The 15,668-nt window shown below is 35.7% G+C and carries 19 protein-coding genes; 4 read left to right on the top strand and 15 right to left on the bottom strand.

The window, feature by feature from the left end; all coding sequences use genetic code 11:
• Positions 1-36: 36 nt before the first annotated feature.
• The 6 genes from BC6307_RS03540 to BC6307_RS03515 form a co-directional block, all read right to left on the bottom strand.
• A complete protein-coding gene (locus BC6307_RS03540) occupies positions 37-1,110 on the bottom strand; it encodes a D-alanyl-D-alanine carboxypeptidase family protein (RefSeq protein WP_066416683.1) in 1,074 nt (357 codons plus the stop codon).
• Between the two features lie 164 nt (positions 1,111-1,274).
• The gene (locus tag BC6307_RS03535) at positions 1,275-1,469 is read right to left on the bottom strand and encodes a hypothetical protein (RefSeq protein WP_066416684.1); all 195 of its coding nucleotides are present in this window, start codon (positions 1,467-1,469) and stop codon (positions 1,275-1,277) included.
• Positions 1,462-1,983 carry a QcrA and Rieske domain-containing protein gene (locus BC6307_RS03530; protein ID WP_066416685.1) on the bottom strand — a complete coding sequence of 174 codons (522 nt, stop codon included), beginning with the start codon at positions 1,981-1,983 and terminating at the stop codon, positions 1,462-1,464. Before BC6307_RS03530 ends, BC6307_RS03535 begins: the two co-directional genes overlap by 8 nt.
• 26 nt (positions 1,984-2,009) lie before the next feature.
• Positions 2,010-2,552: a 4Fe-4S dicluster domain-containing protein gene (locus BC6307_RS03525; protein ID WP_066416686.1), complete on the bottom strand. Its 543-nt coding sequence runs from the start codon at positions 2,550-2,552 to the stop codon at positions 2,010-2,012.
• Positions 2,553-2,570: 18 nt separating this feature from the next.
• Entirely contained in the window at positions 2,571-4,694 is a 2,124-nt protein-coding gene (gene fdhF / locus BC6307_RS03520; protein WP_066416688.1) for a formate dehydrogenase subunit alpha, read from the bottom strand.
• Complete coding sequence (locus tag BC6307_RS03515; protein WP_066416690.1) at positions 4,691-5,854, bottom strand: MFS transporter; 1,164 nt, start codon at positions 5,852-5,854, stop codon at positions 4,691-4,693. Before BC6307_RS03515 ends, fdhF begins: the two co-directional genes overlap by 4 nt.
• Positions 5,855-6,167: 313 nt before the next feature.
• Here BC6307_RS03515 and BC6307_RS03510 point away from each other — a divergent pair, with 313 nt between their 5' ends.
• Both BC6307_RS03510 and BC6307_RS03505 read left to right on the top strand, forming a co-directional pair.
• Positions 6,168-6,935, top strand: coding sequence for an Mrp/NBP35 family ATP-binding protein (locus BC6307_RS03510; RefSeq protein WP_066416692.1), 768 nt, complete (start codon positions 6,168-6,170; stop codon positions 6,933-6,935).
• On the top strand, positions 6,919-7,623 hold the full coding sequence (locus tag BC6307_RS03505; RefSeq protein ID WP_066416695.1) for a Crp/Fnr family transcriptional regulator: 705 nt from the start codon (positions 6,919-6,921) through the stop codon (positions 7,621-7,623). Before BC6307_RS03510 ends, BC6307_RS03505 begins: the two co-directional genes overlap by 17 nt.
• Positions 7,624-7,644: 21 nt before the next feature.
• Here the strand turns inward: BC6307_RS03505 and BC6307_RS03500 are convergent, their stop codons facing one another.
• Together BC6307_RS03500 and BC6307_RS03495 are read right to left on the bottom strand one after the other, a co-directional pair.
• On the bottom strand, positions 7,645-8,775 hold the full coding sequence (locus tag BC6307_RS03500) for a TIGR04053 family radical SAM/SPASM domain-containing protein (RefSeq protein ID WP_066416699.1): 1,131 nt from the start codon (positions 8,773-8,775) through the stop codon (positions 7,645-7,647).
• Positions 8,776-8,863: 88 nt separating this feature from the next.
• Positions 8,864-9,448 (bottom strand): molybdenum cofactor guanylyltransferase, encoded by a 585-nt coding sequence (locus tag BC6307_RS03495; protein ID WP_066416701.1) that lies wholly within the window; start codon positions 9,446-9,448, stop codon positions 8,864-8,866.
• Positions 9,449-9,577: 129 nt separating this feature from the next.
• Here BC6307_RS03495 and BC6307_RS03490 point away from each other — a divergent pair, with 129 nt between their 5' ends.
• A complete protein-coding gene (locus tag BC6307_RS03490; RefSeq protein ID WP_066416702.1) occupies positions 9,578-10,264 on the top strand; it encodes a Crp/Fnr family transcriptional regulator in 687 nt (228 codons plus the stop codon).
• A 38-nt stretch (positions 10,265-10,302) separates the two neighbouring features.
• On the opposite strand, the gene BC6307_RS03485 is transcribed toward BC6307_RS03490, so the two are convergent.
• Together BC6307_RS03485 and BC6307_RS03480 are read right to left on the bottom strand one after the other, a co-directional pair.
• Positions 10,303-11,019, bottom strand: a complete 717-nt coding sequence (locus tag BC6307_RS03485; RefSeq protein WP_066416705.1) for a YwiC-like family protein — start codon at positions 11,017-11,019, stop codon at positions 10,303-10,305.
• A gap of 176 nt (positions 11,020-11,195) precedes the next feature.
• Positions 11,196-11,588: a respiratory nitrate reductase subunit gamma gene (locus tag BC6307_RS03480; RefSeq protein WP_066416707.1), complete on the bottom strand. Its 393-nt coding sequence runs from the start codon at positions 11,586-11,588 to the stop codon at positions 11,196-11,198.
• A gap of 263 nt (positions 11,589-11,851) precedes the next feature.
• On the opposite strand from BC6307_RS03480, the gene BC6307_RS03475 reads away from it, so the two are divergent.
• Positions 11,852-12,178, top strand: coding sequence for a hypothetical protein (locus tag BC6307_RS03475; protein ID WP_066416710.1), 327 nt, complete (start codon positions 11,852-11,854; stop codon positions 12,176-12,178).
• A gap of 38 nt (positions 12,179-12,216) precedes the next feature.
• On the opposite strand, the gene BC6307_RS03470 is transcribed toward BC6307_RS03475, so the two are convergent.
• The 5 genes from BC6307_RS03470 to BC6307_RS03450 all read right to left on the bottom strand — a co-directional run bounded on the left by BC6307_RS03470 (position 12,217) and on the right by BC6307_RS03450 (position 15,626).
• Positions 12,217-12,945 (bottom strand): nucleotidyltransferase domain-containing protein, encoded by a 729-nt coding sequence (locus BC6307_RS03470; RefSeq protein ID WP_066416711.1) that lies wholly within the window; start codon positions 12,943-12,945, stop codon positions 12,217-12,219.
• Positions 12,946-13,158: 213 nt separating this feature from the next.
• On the bottom strand, positions 13,159-13,392 hold the full coding sequence (gene moaD / locus BC6307_RS03465; RefSeq protein WP_066416714.1) for a molybdopterin converting factor subunit 1: 234 nt from the start codon (positions 13,390-13,392) through the stop codon (positions 13,159-13,161).
• Positions 13,389-13,850 carry a molybdenum cofactor biosynthesis protein MoaE gene (locus BC6307_RS03460; protein ID WP_066416717.1) on the bottom strand — a complete coding sequence of 154 codons (462 nt, stop codon included), beginning with the start codon at positions 13,848-13,850 and terminating at the stop codon, positions 13,389-13,391. Before BC6307_RS03460 ends, moaD begins: the two co-directional genes overlap by 4 nt.
• Positions 13,843-14,352 carry a molybdopterin-guanine dinucleotide biosynthesis protein B gene (mobB, locus tag BC6307_RS03455; RefSeq protein ID WP_157729272.1) on the bottom strand — a complete coding sequence of 170 codons (510 nt, stop codon included), beginning with the start codon at positions 14,350-14,352 and terminating at the stop codon, positions 13,843-13,845. Before mobB ends, BC6307_RS03460 begins: the two co-directional genes overlap by 8 nt.
• Complete coding sequence (locus tag BC6307_RS03450; protein WP_342351653.1) at positions 14,349-15,626, bottom strand: molybdopterin molybdotransferase MoeA; 1,278 nt, start codon at positions 15,624-15,626, stop codon at positions 14,349-14,351. Before BC6307_RS03450 ends, mobB begins: the two co-directional genes overlap by 4 nt.
• Positions 15,627-15,668 lie beyond the last annotated feature (42 nt).

The following is a 15,668-nucleotide window of genomic DNA, read 5'->3' as shown; positions in this document are numbered from 1 at the left end:
AAAATAAAAACCTGAAAGAGATTTCTTTCAGGTTTTTTAATCTATATAATGATTCATATCAAATGGTACATATTTCATAAATACCGGAACAGACTTTACTTCTTTCTTTCCTATTTTTATAAGAAAATTACCAACCGGTTCATGAGGATCTATATGTTCTTCGTTTACGTTTATATTTAAATCAACTCGTAACTGCTCTTTTTCCGCTTTCGTTAAAGGAAAACGAATAGACTCTTTCACGTAGAGATTTTCAGTGAATGGCTGTTTCTTTTCACGAGATAACTGACTAGTTACGATATCAACCATCTCATAGTTGTTAAATGCATTATTGAATAGGGAAATATGATCACGCCAATCATGTGGATCATTTAGTGTTACAGCAATTAAATCCATTCCATCTTTATTCGCTGTTGACACTAACGTTCTTTTCGCTCTTATCGTATAACCTGTTTTTCCACCAGTCGAGTATTGATACATTCCTGTTACTAATCGGTTTTTATTTCGCCAATATTGATCTCCATATTTTTTAGAAGAAAACTTATATTCCTTCGTCCCAGCAATTTTTTTATATATAGGATTATTGTATGCATAACGAGTTAGTAACGCCATATCATATGCGGTAGAATAATGTTTCTCGTGATCATCTAAACCGTGTGGATTAGAGAAATACGTACTTTCCATTCCCAATTCTTTAGCTTTTTCATTCATCAACTTACAGAAACCATCTAAACTTCCACCAACATGCTCTGCAATAGCTACAGCCGCATCATTTCCCGAACGAAGCATCATTCCGTAAACTAAATCTTCTAGTTTTACCTTTGTGCCTGCTTTTAAATATAAGGAAGACCCTTCTACACCTTCAGCATTTTCACTTATATTAACCAACTCATCTAATTTCCCAGACTCTACCGCAATAATTGCTGTCATTATTTTTGTAATACTAGCAATTCTCTTTTTCGAATAAGCATCCTTTTCAAACAGTATTCTTCCTGATTCCTGTTCCATTAAAATGGCACTTTCTGCTGAAAGGGCATGTGCATGATTAGTTTTCGCTATGATAGGAATAAGGCAAAGAATGATTGAACACATCAACTTTATCGAAAATTTCAAAGCTAAATCGTCCTTTCCTTTTAGAGATACTTTTTAGTGTGCAGTATCTAAAAGAAAGTATTCTATAAATGTTCATTGAATAATTTGGTAAACATACTATTGTATTACTATTCTTTCTCTAGAAAAAAAGCGGAAGTTGCACTAATAGCAACTTCCTACTTTTTTCACTCTGCATATTCTAACTTCTTCCATCTAAAAAACGTGATGATCGCAACGATAATAGAAACGCAAGCGATTCCTGTAAACAGATAAACGTGCTCATAATGTTTACCGTAATAAGACTCGATAGTAAAATGTAAAGAAACTACGTTCACGGCAATTGTTAAAACGATAATAACCCAACATAACTTCTTACCCATGACGAATCTTCCTTCCGACTGCATACACCGTCCCATTGTGAACTTCTAGCTCAATTAAAGGTAATTCCCGCTGCGGTGGTCCTGCTTCAGGATGGCCACTATCAACATTAAAGTAACCTTTATGGCATGGACATAATAGCGTATCATTTTCCTTTTCATAAAATACCGGACATTGTAAATGGGTACATTTATTGTTATATGCTTTTAATTCACCACGAGGTGTATGAACTAATATCGCTGGTTCATGTTCTGTCGGATAATTAAAGTTAACGGAAGTTCCTTTTGGCAAATCTTCCAAGTCAACTATTTCTACTCTATTTTCATCCTCTACACCGTCGTCCATCATTGCTTTTATGGAAAAAGGAATTGTCGCTAACCCAAGTGTTATAGATGCTCCTACAGCGGATTTTAAAAATGCTCTTCTATTATAATTCAAATCATCTTTTTGATTTAAGTTATCGACGAGATTTATCATATCTTCGGTCTTTTTTCCTTTATTCTCTTTGTTAGGCATCGGAACCACTCCTCTCTTGCATATTCTTAGTCACTATAAACTCCAAAAAATTCAGGGACATATTCCCACTTGTTCCCCTCTTTTGGTTTTTTCCCTTCGACTAAGTTCATTTGCGTACGTCTTCTACGTAATGCTTGCATTTCATCAAAGTCAATAAATCGAATGGCTTCAGATGGACAAACAGATGCACACATTGGAGCAATATCATGCTTCGTTCTGTCATAACACATGTCGCATTTATACATTTTATTCTCTTCGAAATCGAACTTAGGTATTCCGAAAGGACAACCGAACGTACAGTTCCGACAACCGATACATTTTTCTTCCATTGCTGAAAGAACGACGCCCTCTTCTGTTATTTGAATCGCATTCGCTGGACAAACTCTCGCACAAGCAGGTTCTTTACATTGCATACATAGCATCGGATATGTTTGACGGCTTTCCATAAAGTCCACATACTCTACATAGTTTCTTTCTTTCGCATCATGGTCTCCACACTCTCGACAAGCAGCTTGACACGCACGACACCCTATACATCTTTCAAATTCTAAATACATTATTTTATTCATGATGTTCGCCTCCTTTAGCTAAATTTTTTCTATTTTAACGGAACATACTTTAAATTCAGGCATTCTAGATGTTGGGTCTAAAGCAGGGTTTGTTAATTGGTTAACGGCAAGCTCTTTTCCCCAGTGATACGGTACAAAGATCGTGTCTTTTCTAATTGCTTTCGTTAAACGTACCTCTAATTCCATATGTGATCTTTTCGTTGTAAGTTTTACTTTATCTCCATTTAATAAGTTGTATTGACTAGCTAGCTCGGGATGCATTTCCACGTATGGTAGTGGGCATTGTTCCATTAAGAAATCGACACGTCTCGTTTGAGAGCCTGATAAATAATGGAATACTACACGTCCTGTTGTTAAAATGTGTGGATATTCAGGTGTTGGGATTTCTCCAGGTTCTTGCCATTTAACAACTGCCAAATTCGCTTTCCCATCTGGAGTTCCAAATTTTTCTTTAAACATCGTTGGCGTACCAGGGTGATCTTCGGAAGGACACGGCCAGAACACTCCGTCCTCTTTCTCGATACGTTCCCAAGTAATTCCGTAATAATCCGCTTTTCCGCCTTTTGAAGCAATCCGAAACTCTTCAAATATTTCTCTTGCATTGTTATATGGAAATAAATGGCCTTTACCCATACGTTCTGCAATCATCTTAAAGATTTCCCAGTCTGGTTTTGATTCGCCAATCGGTTCAACTACTTTACGAATCCGAATAACACGACCTTCTAAGTTCGTTGTTGTTCCTTCATCTTCAGCCCAAGATGTTGCAGGTAAGACTACATCTGCAAATTCAGCTGTTTCAGATAGGAAGAAATCACTTACTACCATAAAATCAAGCTTCTTGAACCCATCCCAAATATATTCTGTATTTGGTGCTGATACTGCAGGGTTACTACAAATAACATGCATTGCACGAATTTTGCCTCTTTGAATTTCGTCAAACATTTCGTATGCGGAAACTCCTTCTTTCGGCATTTCGCTCGGATTGATTCCCCATACGCCTGAAATATATTTCACCGCTTCTGGATCATTAATTTTTCTGTAGCCTGGAAGTGCGTCTGCTTTTTGTCCGTGTTCACGACCACCTTGACCGTTCCCTTGTCCAGTAAACGTTGCAACACCAGAAGCAAATTTTCCTACTTGACCTCTTAGTAGTGCCATTGAGCTATATAACGCAACATTGTCTACACCTTTCGTTTGTTGTTCCACTCCGCGAGCAAACATAACAACGGATTTTGGAGATTGACCAAATATATGAGCAGCTTTTATTATTTTTTCTTCCGCAACACCTGTAATTTCTGAAGTGTATTTTGGTGTGTACTTACGTACCGAATCTTTTAACTCTTCATAGTTATTACAGCGCTCCGCTACATACGCTTCATCCACATAGCCTTCTTTTATTAGTAAGTGCATCATTCCGTTTGCTAGTGCAGAGTCTGTACCTGGTTTTAAATCTAAATGTACGTCAGCCACACGAGCTGTTGGAACTTCACGTGGGTCAGCTACAATTAATTTTGCGCCTTTGTCTTTTGCTTTCCACAGCCATTGAATACTAGTTGGATGACATTCAGCTGTGTTCGTACCAGCCATAAAGAAACAATCGGTATGTTCTAGTTCTGGCCAAGGTAAAGTCGAACCACGGTCAATACCGAATGTTTTCATGAAGCCACCTGCAGCAGAACTCATACAAAAACGTCCGTTATAGTCAATGTATCTCGTACCTAATACGGCGCGAGCGTATTTCCCAACTAAGTAACATTTTTCATTTGTCATGGATACTCCACCGAAAACAGAAAGGGCATCTTTCCCATGTTCACGCTGTAATCTTTTATAATTCTCTTCTATTAAATCTAAAGCTTCTTTCCATGTCGCTTCTACAAATTGACCATTTTTTTTAATTAGTGGTGTTTTAATTCTTTCTTTATGATCAATTGTTTGATAAGCAGTAACACCTTTCGGACACATTTTTCCGTTTGTTACCGGCCAATCATATCTTGGTTCAACACCTACTACTTTTCCAGATTTCTCATTTACACGTATATGCATCCCACACTGCATCCCACAATAGCAGCAATGTGTTGTAATTAACTTTTCACCTGGTTTAATTAAGTTTTTTACTCCGTCTTTAACTTGGTATACACTCACGTTAAGTCCCTCCCACTGTTACTCTCATCTTTGTTTGTTGGTAATTTATAAAAATCTTCTGAGCGTTTTTTCCCAAACCCAGATAGATGAATTCCATTTCTTGTTTGAACTGGTCCGTATGGGTCACCAATTGGCGCTTCCATATTCATTTGCTTCATCGCGCGAATTCTTCTTCGACAAGCAGGGCAATAATCAGATAAGTATGTTCCATCTGCTAGTTTTAAATCGAAGCTTTGTGCACCTAATATTGCCTTTACGTCTGAAATTTGATCGTCACTACTATACGTTGTTTTACATTTTGCACACTCTCTCGTATCTACCTTTAGCTCCTCCTGGTAGTTCATCGGAACCGCTGTCGCTAAAGGACGAATTGGGAAGTGGAATAGCTTACCGAATGGAAAGTATACGAGTAGCATTACTACTGTCACTTGGTGAATTAGCGTTAAATAATGATGTAAGAAACCATTTAAGAAAGCATAAGAGACAGTTAAAACTAATCCTGAAACTGTTACTGCAAGCAATAAATATAATGGGAATAAATCAAATTCCACTCGTTGTGTTACTTTCACATCTTGACTTTTATTTCTTCTAATTAGTGCCATGACTACACCGAGTAACACCATTAGAGCTGTAATATTTAAACCGTTATATATTAAGCTAGCCAAAAATCCATTTGCAGCCATTTTCATAGTTGGTATATTAAACATGACAATTTGATAAGTGGATGGGTCTATTAAATCAAATCGTAACCAACCGAATGTTAATCCGAATGTAATTGCGAAAGATCCAATACAGCCCCAAGCAATCATAATGTGTTGCACTCCACGCCATATTCCTCTTTTAAAAATAAACTTTTGAAGAACGATATTTTCAAATGCTGTTTTTGCGATTGCTTTCATATTTCTTTTTTTACGTTTACGATTTTTTAAGTTTGAGAAACTCCTTTTCATTACTTGATGAGTAGCTGGCCGAATTAACCATGCACACATTCTAATCGTTATTCCGATTGCAAAAATGATTGATGATAGGAAGTAACCTAGTAACGCCATATCAAAATGTAGAAAACTATCGGTACTAACCCAAGTAAGAAAGATTAAAAATAATGAAACAAAAAACGCGTACATACTTGTTTTAGAATAAAAAGACCTTGAAAACTCCATTATGTTCACTCCTTATAAACGAATACTGCCTCTTTTCGTATCTTCATTCTATCTGTTGAGTAATTCACCTGACTGTGAGTTACATCACACTTAATTTTGACAGTTATGTGACTAGCAAATTTTTAAATAGTCTAAATACTAAATTACAAAAAACTGAAAAACTTCTATTAAAATTAAGTAGCATTTTGCACATCCCACTGTGACAAAATCGTGAAATAAAATTATGCCATTTGTAATTTGTGAGGAAAATCACATTATTGAAAATGGAAGTACCCTACAATAAAAGTATGAAAGCAAGAAAGGGTGTTTTGAAATGAAAAATACACATATAATTGCAATTGCAAGTGGTAAAGGCGGAGTTGGTAAGTCTACCGTTTCTGCCAATCTAGCTGTTAGTTTAGCGAGAGAAGGAAAAAGTGTAGCACTAATCGATTTAGATATATATGGATTTAGTATTCCGAAGATGTTTTCTATTACAGCAAGCCCTAAAACGATCAACGGAAAAATCATCCCTGTAGAATCACATGGAGTTAAGATTATGTCGATGGGCTTTTTAGTAAAAGGAAATGAGCCAATAGTTTGGAGAGGCCCTATGTTAGGAAAAATGATTGAACATTTTACGAAGGATGTAATTTGGGGAGAGTTAGATTATATGATATTAGATTTACCTCCAGGAACAGGTGATATTGCACTTGATATGCACCATTACATTCCTCAAAGTAAAGAAATTATCGTTACGACACCACATCCAACAGCAGCACATGTAGCAGAACGAGCTGGTGTGATGGCACAAAAAGCAAATCATGATATTTTAGGTATTGTTGAAAATATGAGTTTCTTCACCCCTCCAAATTCAGAGGAAAAACATTATATTTTTGGCAAGAATGGTGGAGTCAACTTAGCAAACACACTTCAAACAGAAGTATTAGTTAAATTGCCGATTGAACCAGTTGAGGAAGATAAAATTAGTAGTGCCATTTTCACGGAAGAATCGCCGTTATATTACGCTTATAAAGAGTTAGCACAAAAAGTACAATTACTTTTACAAGGTGCAGGTGATAATTATGTTAACGAAAAATAAATCTTTTTACGAAAGCTATGAAACGTTAAAAGAACTTATTAACTTAATTGACCATACAGTTAAAGTGGAAAAAGAATGTTTTTTATTCCAAGAAGGGATGCCTGCTAAAGAAATATATATCGTACGCTCTGGAAAAATTTTAGTTAGTAAAGTAGCAGCTGATGGAAAAGAACTGACTATGCGTATTTGTGGAAAAGATGAAATTGTCGGTGAGCTTACTTTATTTACGGATGATGCGAGATATATTTTAAATGCAAAAGCAATGGAACATTGTGAAGTTGGTGTCATCAAAAAAGATGTATTAGAAGAAGAGTTTCTTCACAACAATCAATTAGCCTTTGAATTTATGAAATGGATGAGTGATCATTTTAGAAGAACACAGACAAAGTTTCGCGATTTAATATTAATAGGAAAAAAAGGAGCGCTATATACAACGTTAATTCGCATGACAAATAGCTATGGAGTTCCTTCAAGTAATGGCATTTTAATTGATATGCATTTAACAAACCAAACGCTAGCCAATTTCTGCGGGACAACGAGGGAAAGCGTAAACCGTATGCTGTCTGAGTTAAAGAAAAATAAAATAATCTCTATTGCTAGAGGAAGAATTACGATTCATGATCTTGAATATTTAAAAGCTGAAGTAAACTGTGAAGGCTGTCCAATTAAGTACTGTACAATTGAATAAAACGAAAATAAAAGCAATTGGCTAAGCCCAATTGCTTTCTTCCTTTTTCTTTCTCAACACTTCTGGTATATAAACACAATACGGTTCGCTTTCTAAATAATCACCTGTAGCCGCATACGCTCTCGATCTTGAACCGCCACATACGAAACGAAATTCACACACTCCACATTTCCCTTTGTAAAGGTTAGGATCTCTTAACTGTTGGAAAATTGGAGATTCACGATAAATAGTTGCTAACGGTGTTTCACGTACGTTTCCGCCCTTAACGGGAAGTAATCCGCTCGGATATACATCGCCGATATGAGAAATAAAAACAAAACCGTTACCATCATTAACACCTTTAGGAGCACGACCGAGTCCATCAATTAAACCAGTAGTTCCATCCTTCAACACATGTTCATATTGAATGACTTGCTCCTTATTTCGAGCTTCTTTTCTCTTTTCCAGCAACACTACTCTTCTGTAATGTTGAGCAGCTGTCGTTTTTATGTCAAACGGCACTCTTTTACTTGCTGCATAAAGCCAACGAAATACTCGCTCATGTTCTACTGGTGAAATCATATCCTTTTCTTGTCCGCGACCTGTTGGTACAAGAAAAAACACACTCCATAAAACACAACCTAATTGTTCTACTAATTCCAGCATTTCATCCAATACATGTATATTATAATTCGATATGACCGTATTTATTTGCAACGGTATTTCCAACTCTTTTAAATACGAAATTGCATCCATTGTTAGCTGAAAGGAACCACTCGTACCGCGAAAATGATCATGAATTTCCGCTGTCGGGCCATCTAAACTAAACGCCCATCTAGCTAATCCTATCTCTTTCGCCTTCTGGATAGCTTCTTTCGTTACATTTGGGGTGGCACTAGGTGTCATGGAAACACGCACACCTTTTTCGATAGCATATTTCCCAATCTCAAAAACGTCAGGTCTCATTAATGGATCTCCACCAGTAAATACTAAAAGCGGGTTATCCATTTCGTATATTTCATCAATTAATTTTTTTGCTTCTTCAAAGGATAATTCTCTTGGATCCCTTTTGTATTGAGCTTCTGCTCGACAATGTAGACAATTTAACTGGCATGCACGTGTTAATTCCCAAATAACTATGAATGGATTTTCATTAAAGTCTTTATCCCACATCGAGTAACACCTCCTATATTTATTATAGGGTGTTATACTTTTAACAGATGTGACCACTATCACAACATCCTTCACTTTCACAATGTTGTCAAGACTTGCCTATTCGTTTTAAGTCTTCTTGATAATTTATATTTTGGAATATATTTTCACTTAACTGAAGGTCATGCTCATCTAAATATTTTACGTAAAGCTCGTTTACCAAAGCCATTACTTTTAAATTATCCTTCTGCAAAAAGGATTGTATAATTGGTGCCGTTCTACAATGGTACACCCCTACTAACGGTTGAACTTTTCCAAACACTTTCGGAATAATGGCATCATACTTTTCCATCCTAGCATCCACTATTTTATTTAATACTTTTCCATCAATAAGCGGCATATCACAAGGTATAACTACATACCAATCCGATTTAATTGAATTCATACCAGTGTATATACCTGCTAATGGACCCTTTCCTTTCACTTCATTCCTATCTACAACGACCAATCTCCCTTGTTTTTGAAATGTTTTTTGTAAATGTGGAACACTAATTGTAACAATTTGATTTGTTACTACTTGTAACGCTTCAAAAGAATATTGATACAATAGCTTATTTTTGTACGTAGCAAGTGCCTTTGGTGTGCCAAATCGACTCGATTTCCCACCAGCAAGTAGCAATCCTGTAATACTCATATTTTACTCCTTTCTACCATAAATATCATTCATTCATGATAACAATATTGCCACAAAATATTTATAGCTTTTTATTTTTTTTACCGTTACAATAGTGGAAACGCTAGGAAAGGGGATGACAACCAATAAATGCCTGACAAACTTTCAAAAGAGCTGAAACAATTCCTTTATACATTTGAAAAGAAAATTAACATAAAAAAAGGTACTTACCTGTTTCATGAAGGTGAAACAGCTAATGAAATATATTTAATCCTTAGTGGAAAAGTTCAAATGAGTAAAATTACACCTGATGGACAAGAGCTTACGATGCGTTTATGTAGTGAAGACGATATTGTCGGTGAACTAACGCTATTTACGGATGGTGCACTTTATTTGCTTAACGCTAAAGTTATGGAAGACGGAACAGCAATTGTAATTCCAAAAGATGAACTAGAAATAGGTGTTGCTAACGATAGTAAAATTGCTGTAGAGCTGATGAAATGGATGAGTATCCATTTTCGAAAAACACAAACAAAATTCCGTGACCTCGTTTTAAAAGGGAAAAAAGGTGGCTTATATTCGACATTAATACGAATGACTAATAGCTACGGTGTAATGAAACCGAACGGTATATTAATTGATACACCACTTACAAACCAAGATTTGGCTAACTACTGCGGTACATCTCGAGAAGTTGTTAATCGGATGTTAAGCGAGCTTAAGAAAAATGAAATCCTTTCTGTTGAAAAAGGAAAAATAACCATCCATGATCTAAACTTTTTAAAACTTGAGATCGACTGTGAAAATTGTCCCGTTGAATTATGTAGCATTGACTAGAGCAGAACAGCAATTGTTCTGCTCATTTTAGTATTGCACTACTTAAGAAAAACTAATAAAATCGTAAAGAAAAATAAAGCAGAGTTTATAATTTCATAAATACCTAACTTCATTATTGACAAACTTTTCCCATAAAAGTAAAATGCACGGAAAAGACTTGGAATAAATGCAATTATAAGCAACGGATTTATGAATAGCATCCCCACCACTGCGATGATGTGATAGCCCCACGAAATAAATAAATATTTCCGGTTATTTTTTTCTCTAATCATCGTCTTTACATAAAAAGTACTTCCTACAAAAAATAAGAAGTTAAACATAAAAAGAAGCCATGCAGTACGATCAATACCTTCAACACCAACGTGATAGCTCGCCAATCCAGCAATACAAAAAACGATAATAGCGCTAATATCATTTAGTAGGGCACGCTCGTTTTTTTGTCTAGCAAAATATATGTTTATGAGAAAAAACGGAATTAAACTTACTCCAAAATAAAATAACGGGAAATGATAGTATAAAACGATTATAAGAAAAAGTAAGGCAGGAAAGGCATAATAGAAAAACCATTTCCAATGTAGGGACGGCTTTTTCTTCTTTATTGCCATTAATAATGGATATGTTGATAAATAAAGAAGTAGCCATCCTAAAAATAACGGTATATGCAAAATAGATGCATTACCTATAAAAGCACTTAGTAAAAAAGGAATAAGTAGCATAGCCCACGCACCATGCTGTTTAGGTAAAACAAGCTTCATTTCGAAACATCTCCTTTCCTCTTATAGTATAATTTCTATAAAAACCATCGGAAGTGATGTACATCACACCTTCCCACTCTAATTATGACTTTTTTGCAAATCAACAACGAAACAGTAAGTTTTGCAAATTCGACAAATCCCTAAACCCAAACAAAAACGCTAGAACTAATCTAGCGTTACGATAACTTTTCTATAATATATATTCTTTTTCTTCCGATTTTCACTTTTGAAGCTATTGTTTCCAGGAAATTCATAATAAGCAAAGAGCCAAAAATCCAGTGAATGATGTAAAGTAAAGGATAGGTTGCGAGTTGATCCATGTTAGGGTTTAGCGTTAAAAGACCGTATAACCACTCGTATAGCAAGGAAAATATATTGCTCATATCTGCACTTAAAAATAACAGTAATCCACTTATAAGAAAACCAATTAAACTTCCTTTCAACTTAAAGCCTCTTTTCGGTTTTTCATTGTTACTGAAGTCACATCTCCAAATAAAAGACATAACTACAATAGCAACCATTAAGTACGGAACAATAACCCATAGAATGATATCAACCATATTCATCATTCACTTCACCCTTTTCCTTTAAGTTACTACTATTGTAACGTTGTCATTGTTTCGAAACTGTGATTATTATCACAGTTCTGTCACTTTTTTTAACTTTGTCTGTACAATAGGTCACTGATTTAGATTGAAAAGCGCATGTAAATAGCAAAACGAAAAACACTAAAATTATTTTCTTAACATATTAATATAAAGGTACTCCAAACAGTGGTAGCCAATAGACAATTATTTCGATTTAAATTCAGAAATTAGGAGTGGGTTTAACGATGTTTTATGCTCGTTTAGTTCAATTTAAATTAGGAAAAGACAACCGAATGACTGCGGAAAATATAATAAAAAAATACGATAAGATTAGTCGTCAGTTAACAGGTTTTCGGGGGAGTGTTTACTTTTTTGATGATGCATCAGGAGAGTATCGAGCTTTAAACTATTGGGATACGAAGGAGCATGCAGAAATTGCTAATGAAAAGCTTTTTCCATCGCTAGTGGAGGACCTTCAGAACATAACAAGTTCGGAGCCTACTTATAAATATTTTGAAGTGTTTGATCCTACAGACGATATCGATCTAATCAAATCACATAGTATTAAGTGAAACTACAATCAGTGGTACCCCCACTGATTGTTTGTAAATTAATCGGAATTTTTTTTTGTTTTTCCAATAGAAAAACCTTCAAAGAACCTTCCACCGTAAGGTTTAAGAACTTTATCAATAAAGCTCACTATTTTATGAATATCGTTTGTTTTATAAAACGTATCGAAGGCTTCAACAAATTCGTTTGCAAGTTCCTTATCGTGCTGAACTAAGGAACGGACAACCCATTTTGATGAACCTATCCATTTACGGTTACTGCGTAGAATGAACTCACTTACTAGTTCACCGAGTTTACTAGCAACAAAAATCCCTTCGCCTCTGTTTTGGCAACCGATTAAATCATCTAACGCATCTGTAATAAAATATCGCTTCATATCAATCGTATCTTTTGACCACTCTTTTGGTCCTTGATTCAACAACTCTTTTGCTTCTTTTTTTATTTCTGTCAAAATACCAGTATCTTTTAAAATCTTTCCTTCACTTACCATTGTTGGCATACTAGGTCTAGCTGCCTTACAATCACTTTCAAAAAAGAACCGATAAGATGTTAAATTATGTACAAACAGTTCAATGTTCCAACCAAATTCAATGAGCGACTCACGATATGAAGAAGTTAAATTTTCATCAAAAATTACAATATCTAAATCAGAAGTTTCCGTTGCTTGTCCACGAACAACACTTCCTGCTAAAATAGCTCCCTGACAATTTGAAAAGTACTTTTCAATAAAGCAAGTGGCTGCTTCTATCGGCTCTAGTCTATTTTTCATTTTTATTTACTCCTCTCAACAAGAGTTAATTCTCTTAAATTCATCCTCTCTGTCTACCTATTTTTAACTACCTAATATAGCAATTTTAACATGAATCTCCTATCTCTCCACAAAAAAAGTCCGCTTTATGCAGCGAACTTTTCTAAGTTAATTATATACTTTTGTGTGGCTTTCTCTCCTAATAAAATTCGTTCAATAAAACACCTTTTCCTATTAACCGCCGCTTACTGGAGGTATTAAAGCAACTGTATCACCTGAAGCTATTATTTGTTCATCCGTTGCATATTCTTCATTTATCGCGACCATTACTTGTTGTAGATTTGTAAGCTCATACTCCTTATTCAACTTTTCCTTTAGTTGTAATACGGTTAATTGCTCTGAGTCTATTTCAAGCTGTCCTGCACCAGCTGCCTCTTGTAAATATGAAAACAGTAAAACTTTTATCATTCTAATCCCTCCGGTTTTCCACTTGGGTAACTCGTAGTTTCTAATTGATCTCCAATCCACATATCTCCGTCTTCCCAATGTTCCTTTTTCCAAATCGGTACAATTTGTTTAATTCTTTCGATTGCGTATTCATTAGCTTCATATGCATCTTTACGATGTGGCGTCGAAACCGCTATTACTACTGCAATATCTTTAATGTCGAGCTTACCAATTCTATGTGAAATGGCTACATGAGCATCTGGCCACTTCTCTTTTATCTCTGAACCAATCTCTGCAAGTTTTTTTTCTGCCATAGGTACATATGCCTCGTATTTTAAATAGAGCGTTCGTTTACCTTTCGTAAATTCTCTAACTGTACCGATAAACGTTGTAATTGCGCCAGCTTCTCTTCGCTCTACCTTTTTTACTATATCTTCCATCGAGATCGGCTTATCTGTTATCTCAAACATTTTACTCATTTTCCTTTGACACTTCCTCCCATAACCAATGTATAAACCGTTCATCTTCCTCTAGATAAAACGTCGGTATTCCATTGTTGTTTTTAAACACTACGTTGTCCCAGCATATTACTGCTATAATGTTCGATAATTCATCAAGCATGTTTAAGTCATTGTCATTTTTTATTAAAACTATTTTCGGATAACCCTCTTTTTTATACCCTTCAATAATAACTTTACGAACGTTTAAAAACTCATACAGTTGAACAATTTTGGCTAAACTCCATTCCTCACCATGGGCAAATAGTTGAACTTCTCCGTCCCCTTGAACAGTCGATAAAAGCGCTCCTGCTTTTTGGTGACGTACCGAATCTGTCCCTTCCACACTTTCCAATTTACCACCGTGTCCATGATGTTTAATTGAACCAATTTGAAGACCATTTTTTGTAAAATAACGAATTATTTTTTCAACGAGCGTTGTTTTTCCACTATTTTTATAGCCTACAACTTGAATAATATTCATTTTTCCGCCCATAGCGTATTTGTCCCTTGCTCCTCTTCTAATAGAAGGATCGTTACTTTGTCACCCTTCGTAAACCCTCGAGTCCCACCTGGTAATACGATCAATACATTTGCACCAGAAAGCGAGGTAACAACGTTCGATTTATCAAGACCACTTGTTTTTACTACTAAGTGACCCTCTTTAAAAGTAGCCGCACCACGTACAAATCTAGTAAACGGATTTGGTTTAGGAAAATCTTCTTCTAAAATCGCATCAACCGACTGTAAGTATGGAGTATAGGAGCGTAACATCGTTTTAACTACAGGTCTGACGAAAAGCTCGTACCCTACATAACAAGCAGATGGATTGCCCGAAAGTCCAAATAGTAGTTTCCCATTTAATTCTGCTACCGTTGTTACACTTCCTGGCCTCATCCCAATTTTATTAAATAACACGTTCGCACCAAGTCGCTCATAAATTGCTGGTAAATAGTCGTAGTCACCTACTGAAACGCCACCAGTTGTTATTAATATATCTACTTCGTCTAGTGCATTTTTTATAGCCTCAAAGCATTCATCCAATTGATCGTTCAGCTTTCCAAAGTATCGAAACGTAGCCCCACTTCTTATAACTTGTCCTTGTACCATATAAGCGTTACTGTTCCTAATTTTCCCTGGTACTAACGGTTCGTTCACTTCCAATAGTTCCGTTCCTGTAGCAAAAATACCTATTAATGGCTTCTTACTAACGCGAACTTTTTCATATCCAAAAGTTGCTAACAGTGCTTGAACTCCAGGATTAATACGTGTCCCTTTTTCCACTAAAGGTGTGCCTTTCTTCGTATCTTCTCCTTGAAAGGACACATTATCACCTGAACGGAAAGAGCGTTTAATGCTCATATATTTTTTGCCGTCCCGTTCATATTCTTTCGTTAACTCTAGCATCACAACAGCATCACATTCATATGGCATTTGTGCACCTGTCATAATACGAACAGCCTCAAATGGCCCAACTTTTTTGGTCGTAACAAATCCCGCTCCAATTTCATCTATTACTTTAAATTCTATTTCATTAAGTTGTGAAGCTTCCTTTGAATCTATTGCTCTTATCGCAAAACCATCATAGGGAGACTTATGGAATGGCGGTACATCGTGACTTGCGATTAAATCTTCCGCTAAATATCTTCCATAGCTATCCGGTAGAAGCACCTCTTCGTTGCTCCCTATTTCAGCGAATTTCATCACTTTTCGTATTGCTTCTTTTACTGGAATTGGCTTTCTTGTTTCAACAGTCAATCCTCTCACTCCTTCTACCTTCTTATAATACCAATTTATCAA

The sequence above is a fragment of the Sutcliffiella cohnii genome (assembly GCF_002250055.1).
Taxonomy (GTDB): Bacteria; Bacillota; Bacilli; order Bacillales; family Bacillaceae_I; genus Sutcliffiella; species Sutcliffiella cohnii.
The sequence above is the reverse complement of the archived record's forward strand: the minus strand, read 5'-3'. Positions and strand labels throughout refer to the sequence as shown.